Below are 22274 nucleotides of genomic sequence, written 5' to 3'. Positions count from 1 at the left end.
TTTATAAATTTTATAAAATATTTAAAAAATAATGTGCCACAGTATCTTAAATTTTATCTTATGAAAGAAAAATTAGAAACGATAGTGTGAGAACGCTTTGTTAGCGTCTGCCATACGGTGAACTTCATCACGTTTTTTCAACGCATTGCCTTTACCATCAGCTGCATCAAGCAATTCACCAGCAAGGCGTAATGCCATTGATTTTTCTGAACGTTTTGCAGCCGCTTCTACTAACCAACGCATTGCTAATGCGGTACGACGGGAGGGACGTACTTCCATAGGAACTTGATAAGTAGCACCACCCACACGGCGAGCTTTTACTTCAACCATTGGGCGAACTTTTTCTAACGTTTCTTCAAAAAATTCAACAGGGTCAATACCTGCATTTTTTTCTAGTACACGGTCTAATGCACCGTATACAATTGATTCTGCAACTGATTTTTTACCATCAACCATTACGTGATTGATGAATTTTGCTAAGGTTTTGCTACCAAATTTTGGGTCTGGTAGAATCTCACGGGCAGCTACGACACGACGTCTTGGCATAATAAATTCCTTGTGTATTCAGGGTGGTCTGGTCGTTAGGTTAATTGTTTTTACAAATTTTATAAAATAGCACAATTAACATTTCACCAGCCTTACTGCATAATTTGATAAAAAATTTGATTAAAATTATGCAAACAATGTTAATTAAAAAGTGTAAACAGCTAAGCTAATTTTTGTAAAATTAAGCTTTAGGACGTTTTGCACCATATTTTGAACGACCTTGTTTACGGTCTTTTACGCCAGCACAGTCTAATGCACCACGCACAGTATGGTAACGCACACCCGGCAAGTCTTTCACACGACCACCACGGATTAATACCACGCTATGCTCTTGTAAGTTATGACCTTCACCACCGATGTAGCTAGATACTTCAAAACCTGAAGTTAAGCGAACACGGCATACTTTACGCATGGCTGAGTTTGGTTTTTTTGGTGTGGTTGTATATACACGAGTACATACGCCACGGCGTTGTGGGCAAGCTTTTAACGCTGGCACTTTTGATTTTTCTGTAATGGTATTGCGACCTTTACGAATTAATTGATTTGTGGTTGCCATAAGGCACTCTCTCCCGTTGTTTGTAAAAATTTGTTGTAAAACATAAGACAAATTATTTTACATTTTTAAAAAAGAAATCCGCAAAAAGCTATTTTAGCCAATTTTGGACAGCGTATTATAAACTTTTTTTTCAAAGTGTGCAAGGAAATTTTATGTTTGCCAAAATTATTTAGAACCTGTATTCACAACATCACGCATTAAATTTTTGGAGTGTTTGCTAAATATTTGTTTGCTTTTGCATGAAAAATGGCTAAATCTTGCGGCTCGATGTCAAAAACTTGCCTGATAGAATGACTATCAGTCTGCGTTTTTTCCTTGAAAAACTGGAGATTTATCGCATTTTTCATTGCAAAGACGTTATGAATACAGGTTCTTACTCTGCTTTGTCGTTATCGGTGTTGGCAAGTTTTGGCGTGGGTGCAAAGGTGTTCAAACTCACCTGTAACACTTCTTGGATAATCATGCTGTTATAAGCCGAACCGATTGCCACTGCCGTGATAGGCAAGGCTTTGTGCAAAAATGACAGATTAAAATTTTGTAGATTAATGTTAAGCTGGGTAGCGAGCGTTTCAAGCTGTTTAAGGATATTTTGCACGTTATCATTGTCAGAAAAACTGTTAAAATTTTGCAAGTTTTGCAAATTATGGCTTGCCATATTGTCCAAAATGCCTAGACCTGCGAGCAAGGTTTGTTTTTCTTGCAATTTTTTTAGGTCAATTTTGCTTAAAATTTCAAAAGCGATATGAATGCCTTGCTTGCCTGTCAAAGGCTTGTCATAAATTTGGGCGATTTGAAAAATACTGCGTAAACTGATGGCAAGTAGCCACAAAGTATCCACCAAAATCCCCACCAAGCCACTGACATTGCTGATACCGCCCAAAGTCGCTAACGTGCGATTTTGATTGGCGATGGCATGGGCTAGGGCATGGCGTTCGCTATCGCTAAGCTGTGTGTGAAAGCGTTCATCATGTTTCAGGTCAAATTCTGCCCATTTTTGTGAGATTTTGGCAATTTGGTTTAAACTGCTATTGACGATTTTTTCAAAGCTATTTTCTGGGGTAACTTTGTCCGCAAGCAAGCCATATTTGGCAAAACGACTGGTTTTAAACAAACGTTTGGAAAGGTTGGGAATTTGTTCATCAAAGGCATTTTTTTGACGAGAAAAGTTTTGATTGGGTTCAAATTTTAATTGGCTTAAATCCACGCCTGTCAAATTGGCTTGTTGTAAAGGATTGTTTTTGTTTAATTTATTGATGGTTTTGCCAAGATTTTCTAATTTTTGACGTGCAAAATTGCTGATGTGTAACGTTGCTTTGTGTAATGCGGTGGTTTTCATAATTTGCCTATATGTTATGTGATTTTTTTCAATGATGTTAAAAATGTTAAAATAAAAAAGTAAAAAATTGATTATTTATTTATAAAAAATAAACAAATAGTTAAATTTTATCAAACTCACATCAAGTTATGTTCTTTTAATTTTTTGCGTAAAGTGCCACGATTTAGCCCCAAAATTTCGGCAGTTTTGCTTTGGTTGCCACGAGTTTGTTCTAACACCACTTTTAATAGGGGTTTTTCTAGTTGATGAAGCATGATTTCATACAGATTGGTCGGCATTTCTTGCCCCAAATTTTTAAAATATTGCCGAACCACCAATTCAATGTGCATGGGTAGGGTAACGGTTTGGCTGGTTGGGCTGTTCGTTTGTGTGGGTTGGGTAGGGGTGGTTGTGGTCATGGCTATACTTCTTGGCTTTTTTATGTTTAACAAAATATTTTTAAATGAACGCTTATTTTAATCAGCTTTTTTTGCTAAAACAATGCTTTTATCGCAGTTTTTTGCAACAAAAATGTAGTCTTTGTTATATAATAAAGGGTGTTTTTGTGAATTTTTTTAAGGATTAGCAATGAATTTTTGGTTATTGTTTTTGCATATTTTGGGGGCAAGTATTTGGGTCGGTGGACATTTGTACTTGGCAATTCGCATTGTGCCGACAGCCATTCGTCAGCAAAATAGCCAATTATTGTTGGATTTTGAAAAAAGTTTTGAAAAACTCGGCATGAGTGCGTTAATCATTCAAGTAGCAACGGGGTTAAAAATGGCAAGTTTGCTGTTGCCAAGTTGGTCGTTGTTGTTACAACACGGTGCGGACAATCCGTTACGCCAAGTATCTATTTTATTGACAGCAAAATTGACGTGGTTGTTTTTGACGATTTTAACGGCAATTTCGGCACAAGTTTTTGCCGTACCTGCCTTAAAAAAAGACACGAATAACGCCAAAAAACGCAATTTTTTTATCGCCCATATTTTGACGGTAACGTTGTTGTCAGTCGCTTTCGTGGTAACAGGCGTATTGTTTCGCACAGGGTGGTGATTGGCAAAATTTCACCCATTTTGGTGCGTTTGTGCTAAACTAGCAAGACAAATTTTTAAATTTACAAGGAATCATGATGGATTTTATGAACATGAGTTTTGCAGGGCTGTTGTCTATGTTGGCACTCGGTTCGGCAATTGGCAATACTGCTCAACCAAAACAGCAAGAAGCCCAAGTTACGACTTATACCTTGCCAAGCATTGCAGGACAATGGCAGTTGGCATTGGAAAAAAAAGACCCCAATCAGCCCAATTGTCAAGAGCGTTATCATTTTGGGCGAGAGCAAGTTTTTCGTGGACAAAGTGGCAAAGAATTTACTTATGGTAAATATTTGTTTAGTGATACAGGCAATGGTCTGCCAGCCCTTGCCATTCAGACCGAATATGATAACAATGAAGCGGACTGCTCGGGCAATCAAATTGACCAAAGGGGCGATATTTTGTTGGCGTATGTCAAAAAAGAAGGCAACACGATGTACTGGTGTAGCGATGCCGAAGGCAAAAAATGTGAAATGAAACTTAACCGTGTTTTGCCATAACTTCAACGCAAAGAACTTTATTAATATTAATAATCTTTATAAAACAATATGATACCACCGTTTTCCCAAACTCAAAATCTCGCAGAACAACGCCTTATCAGCCCAACAGGACGCAACGAAGACAAAAGCGATAACCATATCCGACCGTCTTTGTTAAATGAATATATCGGTCAGCCGATTGTAAAAGAACAAATGTCGGTTTTTATCGGTGCGGCAAAAGCACGTCAAGAAGCACTTGACCATACGTTGATTTTTAGCCCACCTGGACTTGGTAAGACCACGCTTGCCAATATCATCGCTCGTGAAATGGGGGGCAATCTTCGCTCTACATCAGGCCCTGTGCTAGAGCGGGCAGGGGATTTGGCAGCCATGCTTACCAATCTTGAAGCAGGTGACGTGTTGTTTATTGATGAAATTCATCGTTTAAGCCCAATGATTGAAGAGATTTTGTATCCTGCGATGGAAGATTTTCAGTTGGATATCATGATTGGCGAAGGGACTGCTGCTCGTTCTATCAAGCTGGATTTGCCCCCTTTTACTTTGGTGGCAGCGACCACAAGGGCTGGGCTTTTGACATCGCCATTGCGAGATAGATTTGGTATTGTGCAACGTTTAGAGTTTTATAGCGTGGAAGATTTGACAACCATTGTGGCACGTTCGGCACGGCTACTCAATGTTGCTATGACCCAAGACGGTGCGGTAGAGGTAGCACGGCGTTCTCGTGGCACGCCACGCATTGCCAATCGCTTGCTTCGCCGAGTGCGTGATTATGCCCAAGTCAAAGGTGATGGCGTGGTAACCGCAGACATGGCACATAATGCATTGGATATGCTTTCGGTAGATAGACGTGGGCTTGATAATCTTGATAGACGGTATCTGGATATGTTGCACGAGCGTTTTGATGGCGGTCCTGCTGGCGTTGAGTCGATTGCGGCGGCGTTGGCAGAAGATAGGGGAACGCTAGAAGATGTGATTGAGCCGTATTTGATTCAGCAAGGTTTTATCGTGCGAACCGCAAGGGGGCGAATGCTGACGGATATGGCAAAAAGTCAATTAACGATTTAAATTATATGCCAAACAAAAAAGCCTTTAAAAATTTAAAGGCTTTTTGTGTAAGACAGCTTTTGAAACATTGTGCCAGATTATTTCTTTTGATAAGACAATTTAACACCTACAATGTAACCATCATTATCATCAAATTCACCTGCAATCAGTTTGTTTGGTAATTGAGCAGTTGCGTCACCGAATTTTAGATATTTTGCCCCTGCTGACAATGCCCATTCAGGTGTAATGTTGTATTTTGCACCCAGACCTACACTGTAGTAGCCTTCAATTGGGACTAAGGTGGTTACAGGGTTGCCTGCACCGCTATCCCAACCAACGTTACCAGATACGGCAAGTTTGTCATTGACTTGTTTTGCTAAACCTAGCTCAACGCCCCATTGGTCTTTGCTATAACTTGCAATCGCAAGTCCGCCTGTGGTTTCTTTATAAGTTGGTGGTTCAATAGTAAAATCACTCCAAGGCACATAACGTACTTTTGCCGTACCTAATAGACGGTGTTTGGCACTTAAACCTGTCTGAAAGTCCAAATTATAAGATTCTGGCAAAGTTACCGTAAAAGGTTTGGTTGTATGTGCTTCTTTCCCCAACATATTACGAGCAGGGAAGTTTTCCGAAATGGTGGTTTCATGTTCCATTTCTGAACGGTATGTCAAAGACGCTTTTAATGCAATTTCAGGTTTGCTATAAGCAACACCAGCGACCCAACCAAATGCTGTATCGGGGCTAATCACAGCGTCATAGCCTGTCGCAGCCTGATAAGCTGTACCACGTAAATGTACTTCACCTGTTAAGTTTTGGGCTTGTGGACCACCATAAACTTGGAATTGTTTGTTTTTTCCCAATTTTACACCGACCAATGCCGCAACATTATGAGCGCGAATTTCCACATTAGTGCCTTGATTGGTTTTTGTACCAATATCTTGAGCATAATTAATTGCATTATTCAATGCAGTGTTTAATTGTTGTTTAGTTGTGGCAGGTAAGGTTTGGGCAGCTAAAAGTTGTTGCAATCCTTGAGCTTGTTCAATTGTTTTGACATTTTGTACAGTTGAAACAAGGCTTTGACCTGTAGGTGTGCTTAAAATGGCTGCTAAAGTTGCATCTTGTTTAGCTTGCTCTTGAATGCCTGCCAAAGTACGATTCAACGCACCTTGAATTGCTTGCTCGCCTGTTGTATGGGTAACAAAGTTACTATTTGTGCCATTCTCATGTTGAACAGCTGCTCCAAATGGTTCATCATACAACACACCGATACTGATACTATCATTTAAATCAGTTTTGACACCATAACGGAAAAAATCATAAGTTTCCGCCATATCACCTGTGGCATTACCTTTGGTATAAGTCGTGCCAGCACCGCTACGAATAGCATTGTCGTGACCTGATACATCAGCATCAATATAGGTGTAAACGGCTTCTGCATAAGTGCCGTCTTGTAAAAAGGCAGAAACATCTTGTCCAGAACGGTCAAGACCTGCGGCATGAGCAGATATAGAAGAGATGGTAGCGACAGCTAGCGTTAAAGCACGAAATTTAAAAGACATGAAAGACTCCCTTTTACACGGACTTAAAAAATGGATATTTTGTTAAATAACTGTAAGGTTTTAAATTAAAGTTACAAAATAATAAAATATCACAATAGATTGGTAACGCTAAGAATAATTAAATTTTAACAAATAAGCAACACACATTTATCAAAAAAATGATAAATTTACAAAAAAAAATCTGAGTTTTGTTAAAAACCAAACAAACGTTCTATATTTGTGTTGATTTTGATAAAAAAGATGGGAAAAATAGAATAGTAGACGTAAAAAAACCATGATAAAAATCATGGTTTCTTATAAAAAATTAACGCCCACGGTAAGTGATGCGTCCTTTATCAAGGTCGTAAGGGGTCATTTCTACTTTGACTTTGTCGCCTGTCAAAATACGAATGTAGTTTTTACGCATTTTACCAGAGATATGTGCGATAATCTCGTGTCCGTTTTCTAGGCGGACTTTAAATAGCGTGTTTGGCAAAGTATCAATCACTTCACCTTCAAATTCAATAATATCTTCTTTTTTTGCCATAAGGTCTTCAATAAGTTAAAAAAATTAGCGTTGTATTATAGTTTAAAAAAAATAAAATAGCAACTTTATTCAGCCAAATTTAACCAAATCGGTGATAATCGTTGTTTTGGCAATAAATTTTGAAATTTTTCAGGATACAAAGCGTTGATAAAATATAGCCCATCTGCCGAAGCAGTGGGGGCGGCAAGGGTGCGGTCTTTGGCGGTAATTAAAGTTTGTAGCCAGTCAATCGGCTGTTCGCCACGACCAATCGCAAACACACTGCCCATAATATTTCGCACCATGTGGTGCAAAAAGCCGTCCGCTTGGATATCTAGCACCATAAATTCGCCATGTTGGGTCAAATTGGCAAAATGAATGTTGCGAATAGGTTGATTAGACTGGCAAGCCGCCGCCCGAAAACTGGTAAAATCATGCGTACCGACCAAGGTTGCGACTGCTTGTTGCATTTTGGCAAAGTCCATTGGGGCGTATTCGTGGGTTACTTGACCGTAAAGTAGGGCAGGACGAAAGGGTTGGTTGAGCGTAATATAACGATAACGTCTGGCGATCGCTGAAAAACGTGCGTGAAAATCGGTTGGCATGGCCGTGATAGTGCGAACGGCGATGTCGTTTGGCAATAATGTATTCACACCACGAAGCCAGTTATATGGCTCTCGCTTGGCGGTCGTGGCAAAGTGGGCTATCATGTTAGACGCATGAACGCCTGCATCGGTGCGACCTGCGGCGATGATTTCAATCGGTTCATTGGCAATTTTGCTAAAGGCAGTTTCAATATTTTCTTGAATACTGTCTACTTCTTGTTGGCGTTGCCAGCCACGATAATTTGTGCCGAGAAACTCTATGCTAATGGCGTAAACTTGAGATACAGGTTGTGACATAGTTGCTCTTATTTGGGGAACTGTGTAAATATTGTAAATGTGAAATCAAATCGCAAAACCAACGTGTTTGCCTGTTGGCAATTCTATATCAAGGCGTAATTTTCCACCCATTGTTTCTACATAGCGTTTTAGCGTGGTGAGCTTAATGTCCGTACCACGATTTTCAATCGCTGATAAAGTCGGCTGTTTTATTCCCATAGCATCGGCAAGTTGCTGTTGTGATAGCTCTAACTCTTCACGAATGAGTTGAAGTTTGTAGTCTAAAATCAGCTGTTCGGCTTCTTGTTCCACTTCTAAACGGTCTTTTGGTTCTAGGCGATTAAGTAATTCATCAAGGCTAGTCATTTTCATTGCTTTGCTCCAATTCATCTAAATATTGTTTATAAAGATTATCAGCAAGTGGAATCATTTGTTTGTAAAATTGCTTTTCATTGCCAACTTTATTCCCTGCACACAAGACAATCGCTTGGTGTTGTGGGTCAAAAGCATAAAATGCACGGTAAGGGTCGCCTTGAATTTGAACACGCAATTCTTTCATATTGCTAAATTTTGAGCCATACAGTGTGTCAGCATGGGGACGTGCTAAATGATGTCCATATTGGCGTAGTAACAACAAAGCTGATAAAATTTTCTTTCTTATCGCCAAAGGTTGTTGTTTTAACCATTCATCAAATTCTTCAGTTGTTTCAACAAGATACATAAAATCCATATAATAAATTTATAGCTTTTACACTATATTAAAACAATCAAAAATTTTTGTCAATCAAAAACAAAAAACGGCTTTCCATAGAAAACCGTTTTTTTAAATTTTCAACCATACCAAGCCATTTAAAATCCGTTTGACAGGGCGTATACAATACGCCCCTACAAATGAACAACTCTTAGGTTAATTATTTGCCAAAAACAAGTTCACCATCTTTGACATCAACCTTGATGGTATCCCCTGCCACAAATTCCCCAGAAAGTAATTTTACCGACAACGGATTTTCAATTTCTTGTTGAATGGCGCGTTTGAGCGGTCTTGCCCCAAAAATTGGGTCATAACCCACTTCCACAAGCGTTTTCATCGCTTCATCAGATAAGGTTAAATTCATCTCACGTTCCGCCAAACGACTACGCAACCGTGCAAGCTGAATGTTGGCAATGCCAGACATTTGGGCTTGTCCTAATGGGTGGAACACCACAATTTCATCAATACGGTTGATAAATTCTGGTCTAAAATGGCTGTTTACAGATTCCATCACCGCAGATTTGATGTCATCATAACGCTCGCCAATCATCTCTTGAATTTTGTGCGAACCTAAGTTTGACGTCATGATAATCACCGTGTTTTTAAAGTCCACCACTCGCCCTTGGCTGTCGGTTAAACGCCCATCATCAAGCACTTGAAGCAAAATATTAAACACATCTGGGTGAGCCTTTTCCACTTCGTCAAACAGCACTACGCTGTAAGGCTTACGGCGTACCGCTTCGGTTAAAATACCGCCTTCTTCATAACCCACATAACCAGGGGGCGCTCCAACCAAACGGCTGACGCTGTGTTTTTCCATAAATTCACTCATGTCAATGCGTATCATGGCGTTTTCATCGTCAAACAAAAAGTTGGCAAGTGATTTTGTCAATTCGGTTTTACCCACGCCTGTCGGGCCTAAAAATAAGAACGAACCACTTGGGCGATTTGGGTCGGAAAGCCCTGCACGGCTACGGCGAACCGCATTGGCAACGGCTGTAACCGCTTCATCTTGACCGACAACACGCTCGTGCAGTTTGTCTTCCATAGATAGCATTTTTTCACGTTCGCCTTGTAGCATTTTGGCGACAGGAATGCCTGTGCTTGCTGACACGACTTCGGCAATTTCGTTATCCGTTACTTTATTTCGCAAAAGTTTTGGGGCTGAGCCGTTGGCATTTCGCTCCACTAAATCCGATTCGTGAATGCGTTTTTCTAAGTCTGGAATGGTTTCGTACTGCAACTTACTCATGGTTTCGTAGTCGCCTTCACGACTTGCCTTATCATAAGCAATACGTGCCTTGTCAAGCTCATCTTTTAACTGCTGACTGCCTTTTACCAACGCTTTTTCGGCTTGCCAAACGTCATTTAAATCGGCATATTGTTTTTCAAGCTCATCAATTTGCTCATTTAACAATTTTAATTGGGCTTTTGCACCGTCATCTTCTTCATTTTTTAACGTTTCACGTTGCATTTTTAAAGCAATCAAACGGCTGTTAATTTTTTCCATCACTTCTGGCTTGCTGTCAAGTTCCATTTTTAAACGGCTTGACGCTTCATCAATCAAATCAATCGCCTTATCTGGCAATTTGCGGTCGGTGATGTAGCGGTGGCTCATGCGAGCGGCGGCGATAATCGCACTGTCTTGAATGTCCACGCCATGATGCAATTCGTAACGCTCTTTTAAGCCACGCAAAATGGCAATGGTATCTTCCACAGTCGGCTCATCTACAAGCACCTTTTGAAAACGACGTTCAAGGGCGGCATCTTTTTCAATAAATTGGCGGTATTCATCAAGCGTGGTTGCTCCAACGCAGTGCAGTTCGCCCCTTGCCAACGCAGGTTTTAACATATTGCCTGCGTCCATTGCCCCATCTGACTTGCCCGCCCCTACCATTGTGTGAATTTCATCAATAAACAAGATGATTTGACCGTCTGATTTTGCCAAATCGTTTAACACCGCTTTTAGGCGTTCTTCAAATTCGCCACGGTATTTCGCCCCTGCAATCAACGCCCCCAAATCTAGCGACAAAACTTTTTTGTTTCGCAAGCCTTCTGGCACATCGCCATTGACGATTTTTTGGGCAAGCCCTTCCACAATGGCGGTTTTACCCACGCCCGGTTCGCCAATCAACACAGGGTTATTTTTGGTACGTCTTGACAACACTTGAATGGTACGGCGAATCTCTTCATCACGCCCAATTACAGGGTCTAGCTTGCCACTTTCGGCACGCTCGGTCAAATCAATGGTGTATTTGTTCAACGCATCACGTTGTTCTTGGCTATGTTGGTCTTGCACGGTGTCGCCCCCACGAATAAAATTAATCACTTGACGCAGTTTTGGTTCGTTTACGCCAGCCTTGCCCAAAATCTTGGCGGTGTCAGACGTTTCTGCCAACGCCACCAGTACCCAATCAGTTGCCACATAAGTATCGCCTGCTTTTTGGGCGTGGCGGTCGGCAAGGTTTAGCACTTTGACGCTGTTATTACTTAAGTTTACATCGCCTGTTGGGTTTGAGATAACTGCTTGATTATCAAGCGATTTTTGAATTTCTGATTTTAACAGATTAATGTTCGCCCCTGCCTGCTCATAAATATTGATGTTGCTTTCATCATTTAACAGCACCGATAATAAATGAATGGGTTCAATGGCGGTGTGGTCTCGTCCGATAGCAAGGCTTTGGGCTTGTTGTAGGGCGTTTTGGAGTGTGGTAGTGAGTTTGTCAAACTGCATAATTTTTTCCTTATCAAAGTGTTTGGATTAATTTATTAATAAGGATAAAAATTGGCGTTTCAATGGTTATTTTAAAAAAATTTTATTTTGTCAATAATTTTTTATGACTAAAAAGTCATAATGGTAAATTTGGCTTTGTGTTTATATTTGGTTTTTGTCAAAACTTTTCAATTGTTTGATGAAATTTTTTGAACTTTGCTTATAATTAATCTGCATATTTTTTTTGCGACAAAAAACTTTTATTTGCAAAACATGATAAAATCAGCGACAATAACAATATTTTTAACAACAGGAAACCTTTATGAGTTTACAAAATTTTATTGAACAAGCCTTTGAAAATCGTGCTGATTTTAGCCCGAACAACGCCCCACAAGATGTGCGTGATGCGGTCAATGACGTATTAAACCAACTAGACGCTGGTACTCTGCGTGTTGCCGAAAAAATCGGTGGCGAATGGGTGGTAAACCAATGGGCAAAAAAAGCGGTGTTATTGTCATTTCGTCTAAACGACAACTACGCCATGCCGTCAGCCCAACATTTGCAATTTTTTGACAAAGTGCCGACCAAATTTGCCGACTGGACAGAAGAACAATTTCGTGTGTCTGGCATTCGTGTTGTACCGCCTGCGGTGGCTCGTAAGGGTTCGTTTATTGGCAAAGGGGCGATTTTGATGCCATCTTATGTAAACATCGGTGCGTATGTGGACGAAGGCACAATGGTGGATACTTGGGCGACTGTGGGTAGCTGTGCCCAAATCGGCAAAAACGTGCATTTGTCTGGCGGTGTGGGCATTGGTGGCGTGCTTGAGCCATTACAAGCCAACCCAACCATCATTGAAGACAACTGCTTTATCGGTGCAAGAAGTGAAATCGTAGAAGGCGTGATTGTGGAAGAAGGCTCAGTCATCTCAATGGGCGTGTACATCGGTCAATCAACCAAAATCTACGACCGCATCACAGGCGAAATCACTTACGGACGTATTCCTGCAGGTTCAGTCGTTGTTTCGGGCAGTTTGCCAAGCAAAGACGGCTCGCATAGCTTATATTGTGCGGTGATTGTGAAAAAAGTGGACGCACAAACTCGTAGCAAAACGTCTATCAATGATTTGTTAAGAGCGGATTAATGGTTAACCAATTAATTTACAAAATATAGCAATAAGGGTGTAAAATGTACGCCCTTATTTTTTATTCACCAGCAATCTCTGGGTTTTGGTAATCGTGTGTTTTGTAAAAAAGCACCAATAACGATGCGTAACAAAATACGCTAATCAAACAAAGTCCCATAAAATTTACCGCACTTTTTTCCATGCTTTGTAAAGGCACGAATGGGACAAATGCTTCTGGTTGTCGCCATAAAGTAAGATTGATTAAAATTTGTACAATAAAACCGACAAAAGCCACTTTTTCAATATGTTTGTCAACCAAAGTTGGTTTTTGGTAAACAATATACAGACCAATCGCAAAAATAATCAGATAAGCTAACAATGATATCGCAAAAATCATCGGCATTCTCCTTATTTAATTAGCTTGATTGATGATTTTATTGTAGCATATTTTTACGAAAAACAATCAAAAATTTACGTTAATAAATTCTCTAAAATCTGCTCATAAATCGCCGTCAATTTTTCCAAATCGTCCACTGCCACACATTCATTTACTTGATGAATGGTTGCGTTTAACACGCCCAATTCCACCACTTGAGCCCCTGTCGGAGCGACAAAGCGTCCGTCCGATGTACCGCCAGAGGTAGATAATTCGGTATCAATATTCATCACGTTTTTAATGGCAGTTTGGCACGCATTGACAAGTTTGCCTTGCTCGGTCAAAAACGGCTTGCCAGAGAGTTTCCAGTCAATGGTAAAACTTGCCTTGCCATCTGTAAAATATTTATCAAAAATCGCATAAGTTTTGGCTTTAAGTTCAGTTTCGTTGGTTTCGGTAGAAAAACGAAAATTAAATTCTGCCGTCAAGGTCTGCGGAATGACGTTATTCGCCCCAGTGCCTGCGTTTAGGTTGGAGATTTGCATGGTCGTTGGCGGAAAATAATCGTTGCCATTGTCCCACGTTTGGGCGACCAAGTCATTTAACGCGGGCATGGCATAATGAATGGGATTGACCGCCAAATGCGGATAGGCAACATGTCCTTGCTTGCCTGTAACGGTCAGCACACCACCAAGCGAGCCACGTCTGCCGTTTTTGATGACATCGCCCAAAACGTTGGTGCCTGACGGCTCACCCACTAGACAATAATCAATTTTTTCTTGGCGGTTTTCTAAGGTTTCCACCACTTTGACTGTGCCATTTACCGATGGACCTTCTTCGTCCGATGTCAAAAGCAGGGCGATTGAGCCGTTATGATTTGGGTGTTTTTTGACAAAATTTTCACAAGCCACCGTAAAGCAAGCGATGGCAGTTTTCATGTCGGACGCACCACGAGCGTACAGATAGCCGTCTTTGATGGTTGGTTCAAATGGCGGATACGTCCAATTTTTTTCATCGCCTGTTGGCACAACGTCTGTATGCCCCAAAAAGCACACAAGCGGTGAAGCGTTGCCACGTCTTGCCCATAGGTTTTTTACTTGAGCATTTCGTTCTGTGTCGCCTTCGCCAAAGTACATAAATTCGCTGACAAAACCGCTGTTTGCCAAGCGGTCAGCAATGATGTTTTGGCAATTTTCGTCTTTTGGTGTTACCGATGGGCGTTTTAATAATTCAATGCTTAAGTCTAGGGTGGGGGTGGTCATGTTATTTCCTAATAAAAACTTGTAAAATTCTAAAAGTTTGCAAAAATGGTGCATTTTGCTAGATTTTTGCATTTTTAGCAAGAAATTTTACACAAAATTTAACATTAATAACATAAAACAAAACAGAATATGACGATTTCTACTTATCTTTACGGCTTAAAGATGGGTTTTTCGCTGATTTTAGCGATTGGGGCTCAAAATGCCTTTGTGTTAAAACAAGGCTTAAAAAAAGAATTTGTCTTTGCTGTGTGCTTGATTTGTGCCTTGTCCGATGCGGTGTTGATAGGGGCGTGCGTGTTTGGTTTTGGCAAATTTATCAGCCAATATCCGCAGATTGTAACCATTGCCAAATATGGCGGTGCGTTGTTTTTATTTGTCTACGGGCTAAGAAGTCTGTTAAGCAATTTTAAACAAAATGATGGACTTGTCGCCAAAGGGGAAGACGTGGCAAGTCTTGGCAAGGTAGTGGCGTTTGCTTGGCTCAATCCGCACGTTTATTTGGATACGGTGGTGTTTTTGGGGTCGATTTCTACCCAATTTAGCGATAAATTATCGTTTGCACTTGGGGCGATGAGTGCATCATTTATTTTCTTTTTTGGCTTAGGTTTTGGAGCAAGATTGTTGCAACCGATTTTTGCCAAACCAAAAGCATGGCAAGTGCTTGATTTTATCATTGGTTTGGTGATGTGGGCGATTGCGGTGAAGTTGGTGATTGGTTAAAAAACAATCTCATCTCGTCTAAACCAAGTCGCAATAGAAAACCGCTCACGATGGGTAATTTCCACTTGATGACGCAAATTACTATCAAACACCACAAGGCGATTGCCTTGCGGTTGTAATTTTTGCTCAATGTTTTGTTTATCAATCAACAAAATTTCACCACCGTTATTTTCACCCCAATTTTCATTGAGATAAAACACCGCCGAAATTACCCGCTCATCACGCCCAACAGGATTGTCGATGTGCCATTGATAACCAAATCCCACAGGATAGCGAGCGTAATGGGCTTCACAGCGTTTTATCCCTGCAAAAAACACATAATTAAAAAACCGCCCCAAGTTTTCAATGCTTGCCAAATACTGCATACCAACAGGGCAGTCGTGGGTATTTTCAATCCAACGAGTGCTATCGCCACGAATAGCCGTCAAACGCTCGCCATGCGTGAGATGGGCTTGTTGATAGGCTATCAATCCGCTTTCTTGTTGTAATTGATAAAAATCGTTTTTTTCAAAACAATTGTCTATCACAAAAAAGCCCAAATTGTCAAAATTATTTAAGTCATTTTCGCTAATTTTTTGTTGCCAATCTATTTGAAACATATTTTTGCCTTTTTTTAAGAAAAATTTTCAAAAAATCTGCCAATATGCTACCATACTATGCTTAATTTGTACCATATTTAAGTTTTAAAAATTCACAACCATTTGGATAACCGATGAACTATCAACACGCCTACCACGCAGGCAACTTTGCCGATGTGGTCAAACACGTTTTATTGTTACAATTATTAGAGCAATTAAGCCAAAAACCAAAACCTTTTTACACGCTTGATGCCTATGGCGGACGTGGGCTGTATTCGTTGGCAAGTGTAGAAGCCAAAAAAACCCATGAAGCGGTCGGTGGTGTGCAAAAACTCATGCAACACGACAACGTAAAAGCCCCACAAGCGGTGAAAACCTACCTTGATGACTTGGCGTATGCTCGCAAGTTTTATGACAAATACGTCTATACAGGCTCGCCTTGGTTTATCGCTCGTCATATCCAAAAACACCCTGATGTCAAAAATCGTGCGGAAGCCTTTGAATTTAAAGCCGATGAATACGATGCATTAAATTATCAGTTGCACCAGTTGCCAATCGGTATCGCTCACCGCAACGCTTACGAAGGCATTCCTGCGGTGGTGCCACCTGTGGAAAAACGTGGGCTGATTTTGATTGACCCACCGTTTGAACAAGAACACAAAGATTTTAGCAGTTTGGTAGAATTGTTGGTAAAAATCCACAAAAAATGGGCAACAGGTATTTTGGCGTTGTGGTTTCCGATTAAAAATAGCGAAGCGGTGGAACTTTTTTACAAAAAAATGAAACGCACAGGCATTAAACGCCAATTGATTTGCGAATTAAACATTTATCCGACTGATTTGCCGATGGGTTTAAACGGTACAGGTATGTTAATTATTAATCCGCCGTATCAATTTGACAAGCACGTAGGCGAGATTTTGCAATATTTACAGCCGATTTTACAGCACCCTGATTGTCCAAATATGACAGACGAACAAAAAGTCAAAGTAGAATGGTTGGTCGGTGAGTGATTTTGAATTTTTTTACAATTTTTTGTAGATTTTTTTGTAAAAAGAAAAAACAGGGATAATCATGACAAATACACAAACTGAGAATTTAGCAAATAACGAGCATGACGGCTTGACGATTGAAGTGGTGGAAGACGAGCAAGTCGCTAATAAGACGGTAACAAGAAAAGGCGTGTACGTCATTCCAAACTCGTTTACGCTGTTGTCGCTGTTGGCAGGGTTTTATGCGATTACCATTAGCTCGCAAGGGCAGTTTATGACGGCTTGTATTGCGATTTTTGTGTCGGCAGTTTTGGACGGTATGGACGGACGTGCCGCTCGTATGTTAAAAGCCCAAAGTGCCTTTGGCGAGCAGTTGGACAGCCTTGCTGACTGTATTGCCTTTGGGCTGACCCCTGCGGTGCTGATTTATCATTATGCGTTACAGCCACTTGGACGAGTGGGGATTGCCTGTGCGTTCGTCTATGCGTCATGTGCGGCATTGCGTTTGGCACGGTTTAACGTACAAATTGGCGTGGTGGACAAAAAATATTTTATTGGCGTGGCAAGTCCGTTGGCGGCGATTTTGATTGCGACTTTTGTCATGGTAACGATGGATTATCCGAATATTTTCCCAAGAAACGGCACGACACTACAAGTCTTGTCGGCTGTGTGGGTCGTTGTGGCAGGCTTGCTGATGGTAAGCAATTTAAAATACCATTCGTTTAAAGAATTTGACAAAAAACGTGTGCCATTTGTCGCCTTGATTGTGGTGATTTTTGTGCTTGGTATTGTGTTAAATGATATTCCGCTTGGATTGTTAACAATGAGCGTGATTTATGCCTTGTCAGGCATTATAACAGGTATTTTAGAAAAATTACACAAACCATCATAAACATTGCAATATTGGCGATGTTCATATGATAAAATAATTACTTTAATAAAGGAAAAAATTGATGACAAACAGTAAACCAACCCTTGACACGGTGTTAAACCACCGCTCAATCCGCAAGTTCACCCAAGAGCCAATCAGTGAAGAATTGCTAAATACTTTGTTTAGTGCAGGTATGGCAGGCTCAACGTCAGGCTATCTACAGTCGGCAAGCATTATCCGAGTGACGGACAAACAACTACGTTACGATATCCGCCGTATCTGTGCCAACGCCCAAGATGCCAAAGAAGGCGAAAAATACGGACACCATTATGTAGAAAACTGTGCTGAATTTTTGATTTTTTGTATGGACAGCAACCGCCATTTGACCCTACTGCCAGAAGCCCAAATTGACTGGACAGAAGTGGTATTGGTCGGTGCGGTGGACGCAACCATCATCGCCCAAAATCTACTGGTAACGGCGGAAAGTCTAGGCTTAGGCGGTGTGTACATTGGTAGCGTGCGAAATGACATTGACAAATTAAGCGAACTGCTAAAATTGCCAAAAGGCATTGTACCACTATTTGGTATGTGTTTGGGCTATCCAGACCAAGACCCCGCCATGCGTCCACGCTTGCCAAATAGCGTGATTGTATCAACCAATCAATACGAACCTGCCAGCAAAGCCGAACTTGATGCCTTTAACGACACGGTCAAAGACTATTATAGCCAACTGCGTCATGCCGATATGGACTGGACATCGCAAATCGTGAATTATTTGGCAAAACCATCTCGTCCAGAGATTTTGCCGTATTTAAACAAACAAGGTTTTGCAAAACGTTAATTTTGTAAAATGCTAAAAAAATCCGTTAAATCAAATGTTTAACGGATTTTTATTTATCAATAAAAATTTAATCAATACTTGCCAAAACTTGTACAGGCAATGTTACCACATCAAACGCCAATGCAAACGGCAAAGCAACCAATTTTGCTACCGCATTTGCCCCATTACCGCCTTGGGTGGTGGTCGTGGTTTGGCTTTGATAAGTGTAAATAGACACTTGGTAAGGCTTTGACAATGGGCGGAATTTTGATTGAATCAACGCCAAATTATTCACCGCAGGATAGACACCGCCAGATACAGGTACTTCAAAACAAAAACGCTGGGCGTTCATGCGTGTATCGCTGTCGGTGGTGCATTCTGTTCCTTTGTTGCGTAACACAAAATCATAATCATTGCTGTGAAAACTGCTTTTTAACTTGGCATAAGACAATGCCAAAGTACCTGAAAAATGTCCATCATTGTTTTTTGAAAAAAAGTCGAGTGGTTTGGTAACTTTGATATAATTTGAGTCAAGGTTGGTGAATAATTGGGCGACTTCATCACCGCCTTGGGTCAGCACATAACTGTGTTTTTCACCGACAATCACCACGCTGTTGCTTGGTATGCCTGCAATCGGTGTGGCAGGCTTGCCAAAGGCGACCACATCATCATTGATAAGGGTGGTTTTTTGGTTGGTGGTGCGAGTGGTGGTTTGGCTTGGACTGTTATTTAACAGTTCGGTGGTGGCACAGCCTGTTAAAGTAGCGATGGCACTAGTGATAATGGCGGTTTTTATGATGGTTTTCATGATTTTCCTTAACGTTGTGAAATGCTTGCTGGTTTACAAGTGTTTTTATTTCAATCAAATTAATCAATAATGTAAATCAATTATTTATCGTCATTGTTTTTCAATCTATACCACAAAAAAAAGGACGTAATTTTACGCCCTTTTTTATCAAATGTAAAAAGACAAAATCTAAAAAATCATTTCATCAAATTTTTCAAGTTTTTGGCTTGTTCGCTCGCATTACCTGTATAGGTTGCAGGGGTTAATTCTGCCAAACGTTTGCGTTCGCTCTCTGGCACGGCAGACAGCTCATCACCATTGACAAAATTCATCATCATCTCACGAGTCATCGCTTGCCCACGAGTTAGGGCTTTTAGTTTTTCATACGGTTTTTCTACGTTATAGCGTCTCATCACCGTTTGGATTGGTTCGGCAAGCACTTCTTGAGCGTTGTCCAAATCTTCATTTAAGCGATTGGCGTTAAGTTCTAGCTTGCCAATGCCTTTTAAACAGGCTTCAAAAGCGATTAAACTTTGAGCAAAACCCACGCCCATATTACGCAAAACGGTTGAATCGGTCAAATCACGTTGCCAGCGAGAAATTGGCAATTTTTCGCCAAGATGTGCTAATACCGCATTTGCCAAGCCTAAATTACCTTCTGAGTTTTCAAAATCAATTGGGTTTACTTTGTGTGGCATGGTTGATGAGCCAACTTCGCCATCTTTTAATTTTTGTTTGAAATAACCCAGCGAGATATAGCCCCACACATCACGGTTAAAGTCAATCAAAATGGTGTTAAAACGGCGAAGTGCGTCAAACAGCTCTGCCATATAATCGTGCGGTTCAATCTGCGTGGTGTAAGGGTTGAAGGTCAAACCAAGGCTGGTAACAAAGTTTTCGGCATTTTTTGCCCAGTCAATGTTTGGATAAGCCGACAGGTGAGCGTTGTAGTTGCCCACCGCACCATTGATTTTGCCAAGCAGTTCTACGTTGTTAAATTGCTTAAGCTGACGGTGTAAGCGATACGCCACGTTTGCCATCTCTTTGCCAAGCGTGGTTGGGCTTGCCGTTTGTCCGTGCGTGCGTGAAAGCATGGGTTGGTCCGCGTGATTTTCGGCTAGTTTGGCAATTTCATCAATGATTTTTTGCATAGAGCTTGCCAACACTTCACGCCCAGATTTTAGCATTAAGGCGTGCGATAGGTTGTTGATGTCTTCAGACGTGCAAGCAAAATGGATAAATTCGCCTGCGTTTTTTAGCTCATCAATGTCGGCAATTTGCTCTTTTAAAAAGTATTCCACCGCTTTAACATCGTGGTTGGTGGTGCGTTCAATCTCTTTGATACGATTGGCATTCTCTTCGCTAAAATTTGCCACAATCGCATCAAGTTTGGCGTTGGTGTCAGCAGAGAACGGATTGATTTCAGCGATTTTTGGGTGATTGGCAAGGGCTTGTATCCAACGCACTTCAACGGTTGCACGAGCGTGGATTAAACCAAATTCAGATAAAAACGGACGCAAATCATCACATTTGCTGGCGTAACGTCCGTCAATTGGGGAAATGGCAGTTAAAGTGTCCATAAATTTTCCTTAAAAAATAGGTGTAAAATGGAAAAAAAGATAACTTGTAAGATATCCTAGCGTTATTTACAGTATTTAGGATAAAATACTGCAAATGAACATACATAAAAACACCAGACTGCTACCGTTTGAAAGAGAAGCTATTTGGATAGCCTATCATCAAAACAAACAAAGCGTAACATCACTTGCTGAAGAATACAAAGTATCAAGACCAACAATCTACAAGGTATTGAAACTTGCTAGAGTGAAGTTACTAAAACCACAAACCAGTGTCAATAATCGCTTTAAACAAGCGAAATTTGGCATTAAACGCTTAGCTAAAGTTGAAAAGAGTATACAAGACAAACTCAAAAAACAAGCCAAGCGTTATAATAAATCCTATCCTGGTGAGATGGTACACGTAGATACAAAACGCCTACCACTGCTCAAAGGACAAAATAGCAACAGCCCTAGAGAATATCTGTTTGTTGCCATTGATGATTATTCTCGTGAACTGTATGCTTGTATTATGCCAGACAAAACAGCTTTTAGTGCGGCTAAGTTTCTGACAGAACAAGTTATTAAACCTTGCCCTTATACGATTGAGGTGATTTATTCTGACAATGGCACAGAATATAAAGGCACAAAAGACCATGAATTTGTCAAAGCCTGTTATAATAACAACATCAATCAGAAATTCACCAAAGTTGCCAAACCACAAACCAATGGTAAAGCAGAACGAGTAATACGTACGCTCATGGAAATGTGGCATGAACAATGTGAATTTACAGGTAGTGAACATAGAAAGCAAGAATTAACAAGATTTCTTAATTTCTATAATACCGTTAAACCCCATTCATCTTTAACTAAAAAAGATGATATTACTGGCAAAACTCAAACCTTTACTCCTTATGAGTGGTTGGAGTTTTATTTTAAACAAAGTGTAAATAACGCTTGAGGTTCTTACAGATAACTGATTATAACAAAATTATTTGCCTTTCGCATCAGCCCAAATAATTTTGTGTAATTGCAATTGAAAACGCACAGGCAAATTATCCGCCAAAATCCATTCCGCTAATTCAGTGGCAAGCGTTGGTACTTCAGGCGAACGGTCATCATAAACGTTAAACATCGGCGAAAACCAAACGGTATTGACTTTTTTATGCAGATCATGCTCAAATAATTTTGCTTTCGCCCAATCATAATCCGCACGATTCATAATCACTAACTTTAGTTGGTCATTTTGCGTTAAAAAGTCTAAATTTTCCCACAGATTTTTGCCGTCTTCTTGCGAACTTGGCGTTTTTAAATCCATGACTTTTGACACAGCGACAGGCACATCGGCAACCGATAACGCCCCAGACGTTTCTAGCGAAATTTCGTACTCATGTTCAAGCAACAACTTCATCAAAGCAATGGCATTCGGCTGTGCCAACGGCTCGCCACCTGTCAAACAAATGCGTTTGCACTGAAACGTTTGACATTTTGCCAAAATCTCGTCTAATGAAAAACGCTCACCGCCAACAAAGGCGTATTCGGTATCGCAATACACACAGCGAAGCGGACAGCCTGTCAAACGGATAAAAATCGTTGGCAAGCCTGAGGTCAAGGCTTCCCCTTGTAGCGAATAAAAAATCTCAGAAACCTTTAACCCTGCGTTTGGGTCGGTGGTGGGAATGTGGGTGTTGCGTAAGGAATTTTGCATTTTTGATTAAA

The 22274-nt window shown here is 40.6% G+C and carries 25 protein-coding genes; 9 read left to right on the top strand and 16 right to left on the bottom strand.

Features of this window, described 5'->3' with window-relative positions; genetic code table 11:
• Positions 1-72: 72 nt before the first annotated feature.
• The 4 genes from rpsG to ACGTJS_RS00705 form a co-directional block, all read right to left on the bottom strand.
• Positions 73-546: a 30S ribosomal protein S7 gene (rpsG, locus tag ACGTJS_RS00720; RefSeq protein WP_410472499.1), complete on the bottom strand. Its 474-nt coding sequence runs from the start codon at positions 544-546 to the stop codon at positions 73-75.
• A 181-nt stretch (positions 547-727) separates the two neighbouring features.
• Entirely contained in the window at positions 728-1102 is a 375-nt protein-coding gene (gene rpsL, locus ACGTJS_RS00715; protein ID WP_007116468.1) for a 30S ribosomal protein S12, read from the bottom strand.
• A gap of 373 nt (positions 1103-1475) precedes the next feature.
• Positions 1476-2438 (bottom strand): EcsC family protein, encoded by a 963-nt coding sequence (locus ACGTJS_RS00710; protein ID WP_410472498.1) that lies wholly within the window; start codon positions 2436-2438, stop codon positions 1476-1478.
• 116 nt (positions 2439-2554) lie between these two features.
• Positions 2555-2836: a helix-turn-helix domain-containing protein gene (locus ACGTJS_RS00705; RefSeq protein WP_315043247.1), complete on the bottom strand. Its 282-nt coding sequence runs from the start codon at positions 2834-2836 to the stop codon at positions 2555-2557.
• Between the two features lie 169 nt (positions 2837-3005).
• Between ACGTJS_RS00705 and ACGTJS_RS00700 the strand changes: the two genes are divergently transcribed.
• From ACGTJS_RS00700 to ruvB, 3 genes are all read left to right on the top strand, one after another.
• Positions 3006-3473 (top strand): hypothetical protein, encoded by a 468-nt coding sequence (locus ACGTJS_RS00700; protein WP_315043246.1) that lies wholly within the window; start codon positions 3006-3008, stop codon positions 3471-3473.
• Positions 3474-3549: 76 nt separating this feature from the next.
• On the top strand, positions 3550-4011 hold the full coding sequence (locus ACGTJS_RS00695; protein ID WP_315043245.1) for a hypothetical protein: 462 nt from the start codon (positions 3550-3552) through the stop codon (positions 4009-4011).
• 48 nt (positions 4012-4059) lie between these two features.
• Positions 4060-5076: a Holliday junction branch migration DNA helicase RuvB gene (gene ruvB / locus ACGTJS_RS00690; RefSeq protein WP_410472497.1), complete on the top strand. Its 1017-nt coding sequence runs from the start codon at positions 4060-4062 to the stop codon at positions 5074-5076.
• A gap of 77 nt (positions 5077-5153) precedes the next feature.
• On the opposite strand, the gene ACGTJS_RS00685 is transcribed toward ruvB, so the two are convergent.
• The 6 genes from ACGTJS_RS00685 to clpB form a co-directional block, all read right to left on the bottom strand.
• The gene (locus ACGTJS_RS00685) at positions 5154-6620 is read right to left on the bottom strand and encodes an OmpP1/FadL family transporter (protein ID WP_410472496.1); all 1467 of its coding nucleotides are present in this window, start codon (positions 6618-6620) and stop codon (positions 5154-5156) included.
• Positions 6621-6924: 304 nt separating this feature from the next.
• Positions 6925-7146 carry a translation initiation factor IF-1 gene (infA, locus tag ACGTJS_RS00680; protein WP_315043242.1) on the bottom strand — a complete coding sequence of 74 codons (222 nt, stop codon included), beginning with the start codon at positions 7144-7146 and terminating at the stop codon, positions 6925-6927.
• A 65-nt stretch (positions 7147-7211) separates the two neighbouring features.
• The gene (gene truA, locus ACGTJS_RS00675) at positions 7212-8027 is read right to left on the bottom strand and encodes a tRNA pseudouridine(38-40) synthase TruA (protein WP_315043241.1); all 816 of its coding nucleotides are present in this window, start codon (positions 8025-8027) and stop codon (positions 7212-7214) included.
• A gap of 45 nt (positions 8028-8072) precedes the next feature.
• Complete coding sequence (locus ACGTJS_RS00670; RefSeq protein WP_315043250.1) at positions 8073-8372, bottom strand: helix-turn-helix transcriptional regulator; 300 nt, start codon at positions 8370-8372, stop codon at positions 8073-8075.
• A complete protein-coding gene (locus ACGTJS_RS00665; protein WP_410473205.1) occupies positions 8365-8727 on the bottom strand; it encodes a type II toxin-antitoxin system RelE/ParE family toxin in 363 nt (120 codons plus the stop codon). Before ACGTJS_RS00665 ends, ACGTJS_RS00670 begins: the two co-directional genes overlap by 8 nt.
• A 190-nt stretch (positions 8728-8917) precedes the next feature.
• Entirely contained in the window at positions 8918-11491 is a 2574-nt protein-coding gene (clpB, locus tag ACGTJS_RS00660) for an ATP-dependent chaperone ClpB (RefSeq protein ID WP_410472495.1), read from the bottom strand.
• Positions 11492-11792: 301 nt separating this feature from the next.
• On the opposite strand from clpB, the gene dapD reads away from it, so the two are divergent.
• The gene (gene dapD / locus ACGTJS_RS00655; protein WP_410472494.1) at positions 11793-12614 is read left to right on the top strand and encodes a 2,3,4,5-tetrahydropyridine-2,6-dicarboxylate N-succinyltransferase; all 822 of its coding nucleotides are present in this window, start codon (positions 11793-11795) and stop codon (positions 12612-12614) included.
• Positions 12615-12675: 61 nt separating this feature from the next.
• Here dapD and ACGTJS_RS00650 read toward each other — a convergent pair whose 3' ends face one another.
• A complete protein-coding gene (locus ACGTJS_RS00650) occupies positions 12676-12993 on the bottom strand; it encodes a hypothetical protein (protein WP_410472493.1) in 318 nt (105 codons plus the stop codon).
• A gap of 74 nt (positions 12994-13067) precedes the next feature.
• Positions 13068-14234 (bottom strand): succinyl-diaminopimelate desuccinylase, encoded by a 1167-nt coding sequence (gene dapE, locus ACGTJS_RS00645; RefSeq protein WP_410472492.1) that lies wholly within the window; start codon positions 14232-14234, stop codon positions 13068-13070.
• A 129-nt stretch (positions 14235-14363) separates the two neighbouring features.
• On the opposite strand from dapE, the gene ACGTJS_RS00640 reads away from it, so the two are divergent.
• Complete coding sequence (locus ACGTJS_RS00640) at positions 14364-14954, top strand: LysE/ArgO family amino acid transporter (RefSeq protein ID WP_410472491.1); 591 nt, start codon at positions 14364-14366, stop codon at positions 14952-14954.
• Here the strand turns inward: ACGTJS_RS00640 and ACGTJS_RS00635 are convergent.
• On the bottom strand, positions 14951-15553 hold the full coding sequence (locus ACGTJS_RS00635) for a 2OG-Fe(II) oxygenase (RefSeq protein WP_410472490.1): 603 nt from the start codon (positions 15551-15553) through the stop codon (positions 14951-14953). The two genes, ACGTJS_RS00640 and ACGTJS_RS00635, sit on opposite strands and share 4 nt — an antisense overlap.
• Positions 15554-15666: 113 nt before the next feature.
• Between ACGTJS_RS00635 and ACGTJS_RS00630 the strand changes: the two genes are divergently transcribed.
• From ACGTJS_RS00630 to nfsA, 3 genes are all read left to right on the top strand, one after another.
• Positions 15667-16542, top strand: a complete 876-nt coding sequence (locus tag ACGTJS_RS00630) for a 23S rRNA (adenine(2030)-N(6))-methyltransferase RlmJ (RefSeq protein WP_315041560.1) — start codon at positions 15667-15669, stop codon at positions 16540-16542.
• A 61-nt stretch (positions 16543-16603) separates the two neighbouring features.
• Positions 16604-17413 (top strand): CDP-diacylglycerol--serine O-phosphatidyltransferase, encoded by an 810-nt coding sequence (gene pssA, locus ACGTJS_RS00625; protein ID WP_315041558.1) that lies wholly within the window; start codon positions 16604-16606, stop codon positions 17411-17413.
• 61 nt (positions 17414-17474) lie between these two features.
• Positions 17475-18233, top strand: a complete 759-nt coding sequence (nfsA, locus tag ACGTJS_RS00620; protein ID WP_410472489.1) for an oxygen-insensitive NADPH nitroreductase — start codon at positions 17475-17477, stop codon at positions 18231-18233.
• Positions 18234-18300: 67 nt separating this feature from the next.
• Here the strand turns inward: nfsA and ACGTJS_RS00615 are convergent, their stop codons facing one another.
• Together ACGTJS_RS00615 and purB are read right to left on the bottom strand one after the other, a co-directional pair.
• Entirely contained in the window at positions 18301-19020 is a 720-nt protein-coding gene (locus tag ACGTJS_RS00615) for a hypothetical protein (protein WP_315041554.1), read from the bottom strand.
• A 176-nt stretch (positions 19021-19196) separates the two neighbouring features.
• Positions 19197-20579: an adenylosuccinate lyase gene (purB, locus tag ACGTJS_RS00610; protein WP_410472488.1), complete on the bottom strand. Its 1383-nt coding sequence runs from the start codon at positions 20577-20579 to the stop codon at positions 19197-19199.
• Between the two features lie 94 nt (positions 20580-20673).
• Here purB and ACGTJS_RS00605 point away from each other — a divergent pair, with 94 nt between their 5' ends.
• Positions 20674-21516: an integrase core domain-containing protein gene (locus ACGTJS_RS00605; protein ID WP_410472002.1), complete on the top strand. Its 843-nt coding sequence runs from the start codon at positions 20674-20676 to the stop codon at positions 21514-21516.
• Between the two features lie 30 nt (positions 21517-21546).
• On the opposite strand, the gene queE is transcribed toward ACGTJS_RS00605, so the two are convergent.
• Entirely contained in the window at positions 21547-22263 is a 717-nt protein-coding gene (gene queE / locus ACGTJS_RS00600; RefSeq protein ID WP_410472487.1) for a 7-carboxy-7-deazaguanine synthase QueE, read from the bottom strand.
• Positions 22264-22274: the final 11 nt, after the last annotated feature.

Origin of the sequence: Faucicola mancuniensis, from assembly GCF_046523945.1 — a bacterium.
Classification (GTDB): domain Bacteria; phylum Pseudomonadota; class Gammaproteobacteria; order Pseudomonadales; family Moraxellaceae; genus Faucicola; species Faucicola mancuniensis.
Note: the sequence above shows the minus strand (reverse complement) of the source record. Positions and strands in the feature narration are given on the sequence as shown.

Bases quoted from the DNA above. Each gene is read 5' to 3' on its own strand.
- rpsG (WP_410472499.1), bottom strand. From the start codon at position 546: ATGCCAAGACGTCGTGTCGTAGCTGCCCGTGAGATTCTACCAGACCCA.
- rpsL (WP_007116468.1), bottom strand. From the start codon at position 1,102: ATGGCAACCACAAATCAATTAATTCGTAAAGGTCGCAATACCATTACA.
- ACGTJS_RS00710 (WP_410472498.1), bottom strand. From the start codon at position 2,438: ATGAAAACCACCGCATTACACAAAGCAACGTTACACATCAGCAATTTT.
- ACGTJS_RS00705 (WP_315043247.1), bottom strand. From the start codon at position 2,836: ATGACCACAACCACCCCTACCCAACCCACACAAACGAACAGCCCAACC.
- ACGTJS_RS00700 (WP_315043246.1), top strand. From the start codon at position 3,006: ATGAATTTTTGGTTATTGTTTTTGCATATTTTGGGGGCAAGTATTTGG.
- ACGTJS_RS00695 (WP_315043245.1), top strand. From the start codon at position 3,550: ATGGATTTTATGAACATGAGTTTTGCAGGGCTGTTGTCTATGTTGGCA.
- ruvB (WP_410472497.1), top strand. From the start codon at position 4,060: ATGATACCACCGTTTTCCCAAACTCAAAATCTCGCAGAACAACGCCTT.
- ACGTJS_RS00685 (WP_410472496.1), bottom strand. From the start codon at position 6,620: ATGTCTTTTAAATTTCGTGCTTTAACGCTAGCTGTCGCTACCATCTCT.
- infA (WP_315043242.1), bottom strand. From the start codon at position 7,146: ATGGCAAAAAAAGAAGATATTATTGAATTTGAAGGTGAAGTGATTGAT.
- truA (WP_315043241.1), bottom strand. From the start codon at position 8,027: ATGTCACAACCTGTATCTCAAGTTTACGCCATTAGCATAGAGTTTCTC.
- ACGTJS_RS00670 (WP_315043250.1), bottom strand. From the start codon at position 8,372: ATGACTAGCCTTGATGAATTACTTAATCGCCTAGAACCAAAAGACCGT.
- ACGTJS_RS00665 (WP_410473205.1), bottom strand. From the start codon at position 8,727: ATGTATCTTGTTGAAACAACTGAAGAATTTGATGAATGGTTAAAACAA.
- clpB (WP_410472495.1), bottom strand. From the start codon at position 11,491: ATGCAGTTTGACAAACTCACTACCACACTCCAAAACGCCCTACAACAA.
- dapD (WP_410472494.1), top strand. From the start codon at position 11,793: ATGAGTTTACAAAATTTTATTGAACAAGCCTTTGAAAATCGTGCTGAT.
- ACGTJS_RS00650 (WP_410472493.1), bottom strand. From the start codon at position 12,993: ATGATTTTTGCGATATCATTGTTAGCTTATCTGATTATTTTTGCGATT.
- dapE (WP_410472492.1), bottom strand. From the start codon at position 14,234: ATGACCACCCCCACCCTAGACTTAAGCATTGAATTATTAAAACGCCCA.
- ACGTJS_RS00640 (WP_410472491.1), top strand. From the start codon at position 14,364: ATGACGATTTCTACTTATCTTTACGGCTTAAAGATGGGTTTTTCGCTG.
- ACGTJS_RS00635 (WP_410472490.1), bottom strand. From the start codon at position 15,553: ATGTTTCAAATAGATTGGCAACAAAAAATTAGCGAAAATGACTTAAAT.
- ACGTJS_RS00630 (WP_315041560.1), top strand. From the start codon at position 15,667: ATGAACTATCAACACGCCTACCACGCAGGCAACTTTGCCGATGTGGTC.
- pssA (WP_315041558.1), top strand. From the start codon at position 16,604: ATGACAAATACACAAACTGAGAATTTAGCAAATAACGAGCATGACGGC.
- nfsA (WP_410472489.1), top strand. From the start codon at position 17,475: ATGACAAACAGTAAACCAACCCTTGACACGGTGTTAAACCACCGCTCA.
- ACGTJS_RS00615 (WP_315041554.1), bottom strand. From the start codon at position 19,020: ATGAAAACCATCATAAAAACCGCCATTATCACTAGTGCCATCGCTACT.
- purB (WP_410472488.1), bottom strand. From the start codon at position 20,579: ATGGACACTTTAACTGCCATTTCCCCAATTGACGGACGTTACGCCAGC.
- ACGTJS_RS00605 (WP_410472002.1), top strand. From the start codon at position 20,674: ATGAACATACATAAAAACACCAGACTGCTACCGTTTGAAAGAGAAGCT.
- queE (WP_410472487.1), bottom strand. From the start codon at position 22,263: ATGCAAAATTCCTTACGCAACACCCACATTCCCACCACCGACCCAAAC.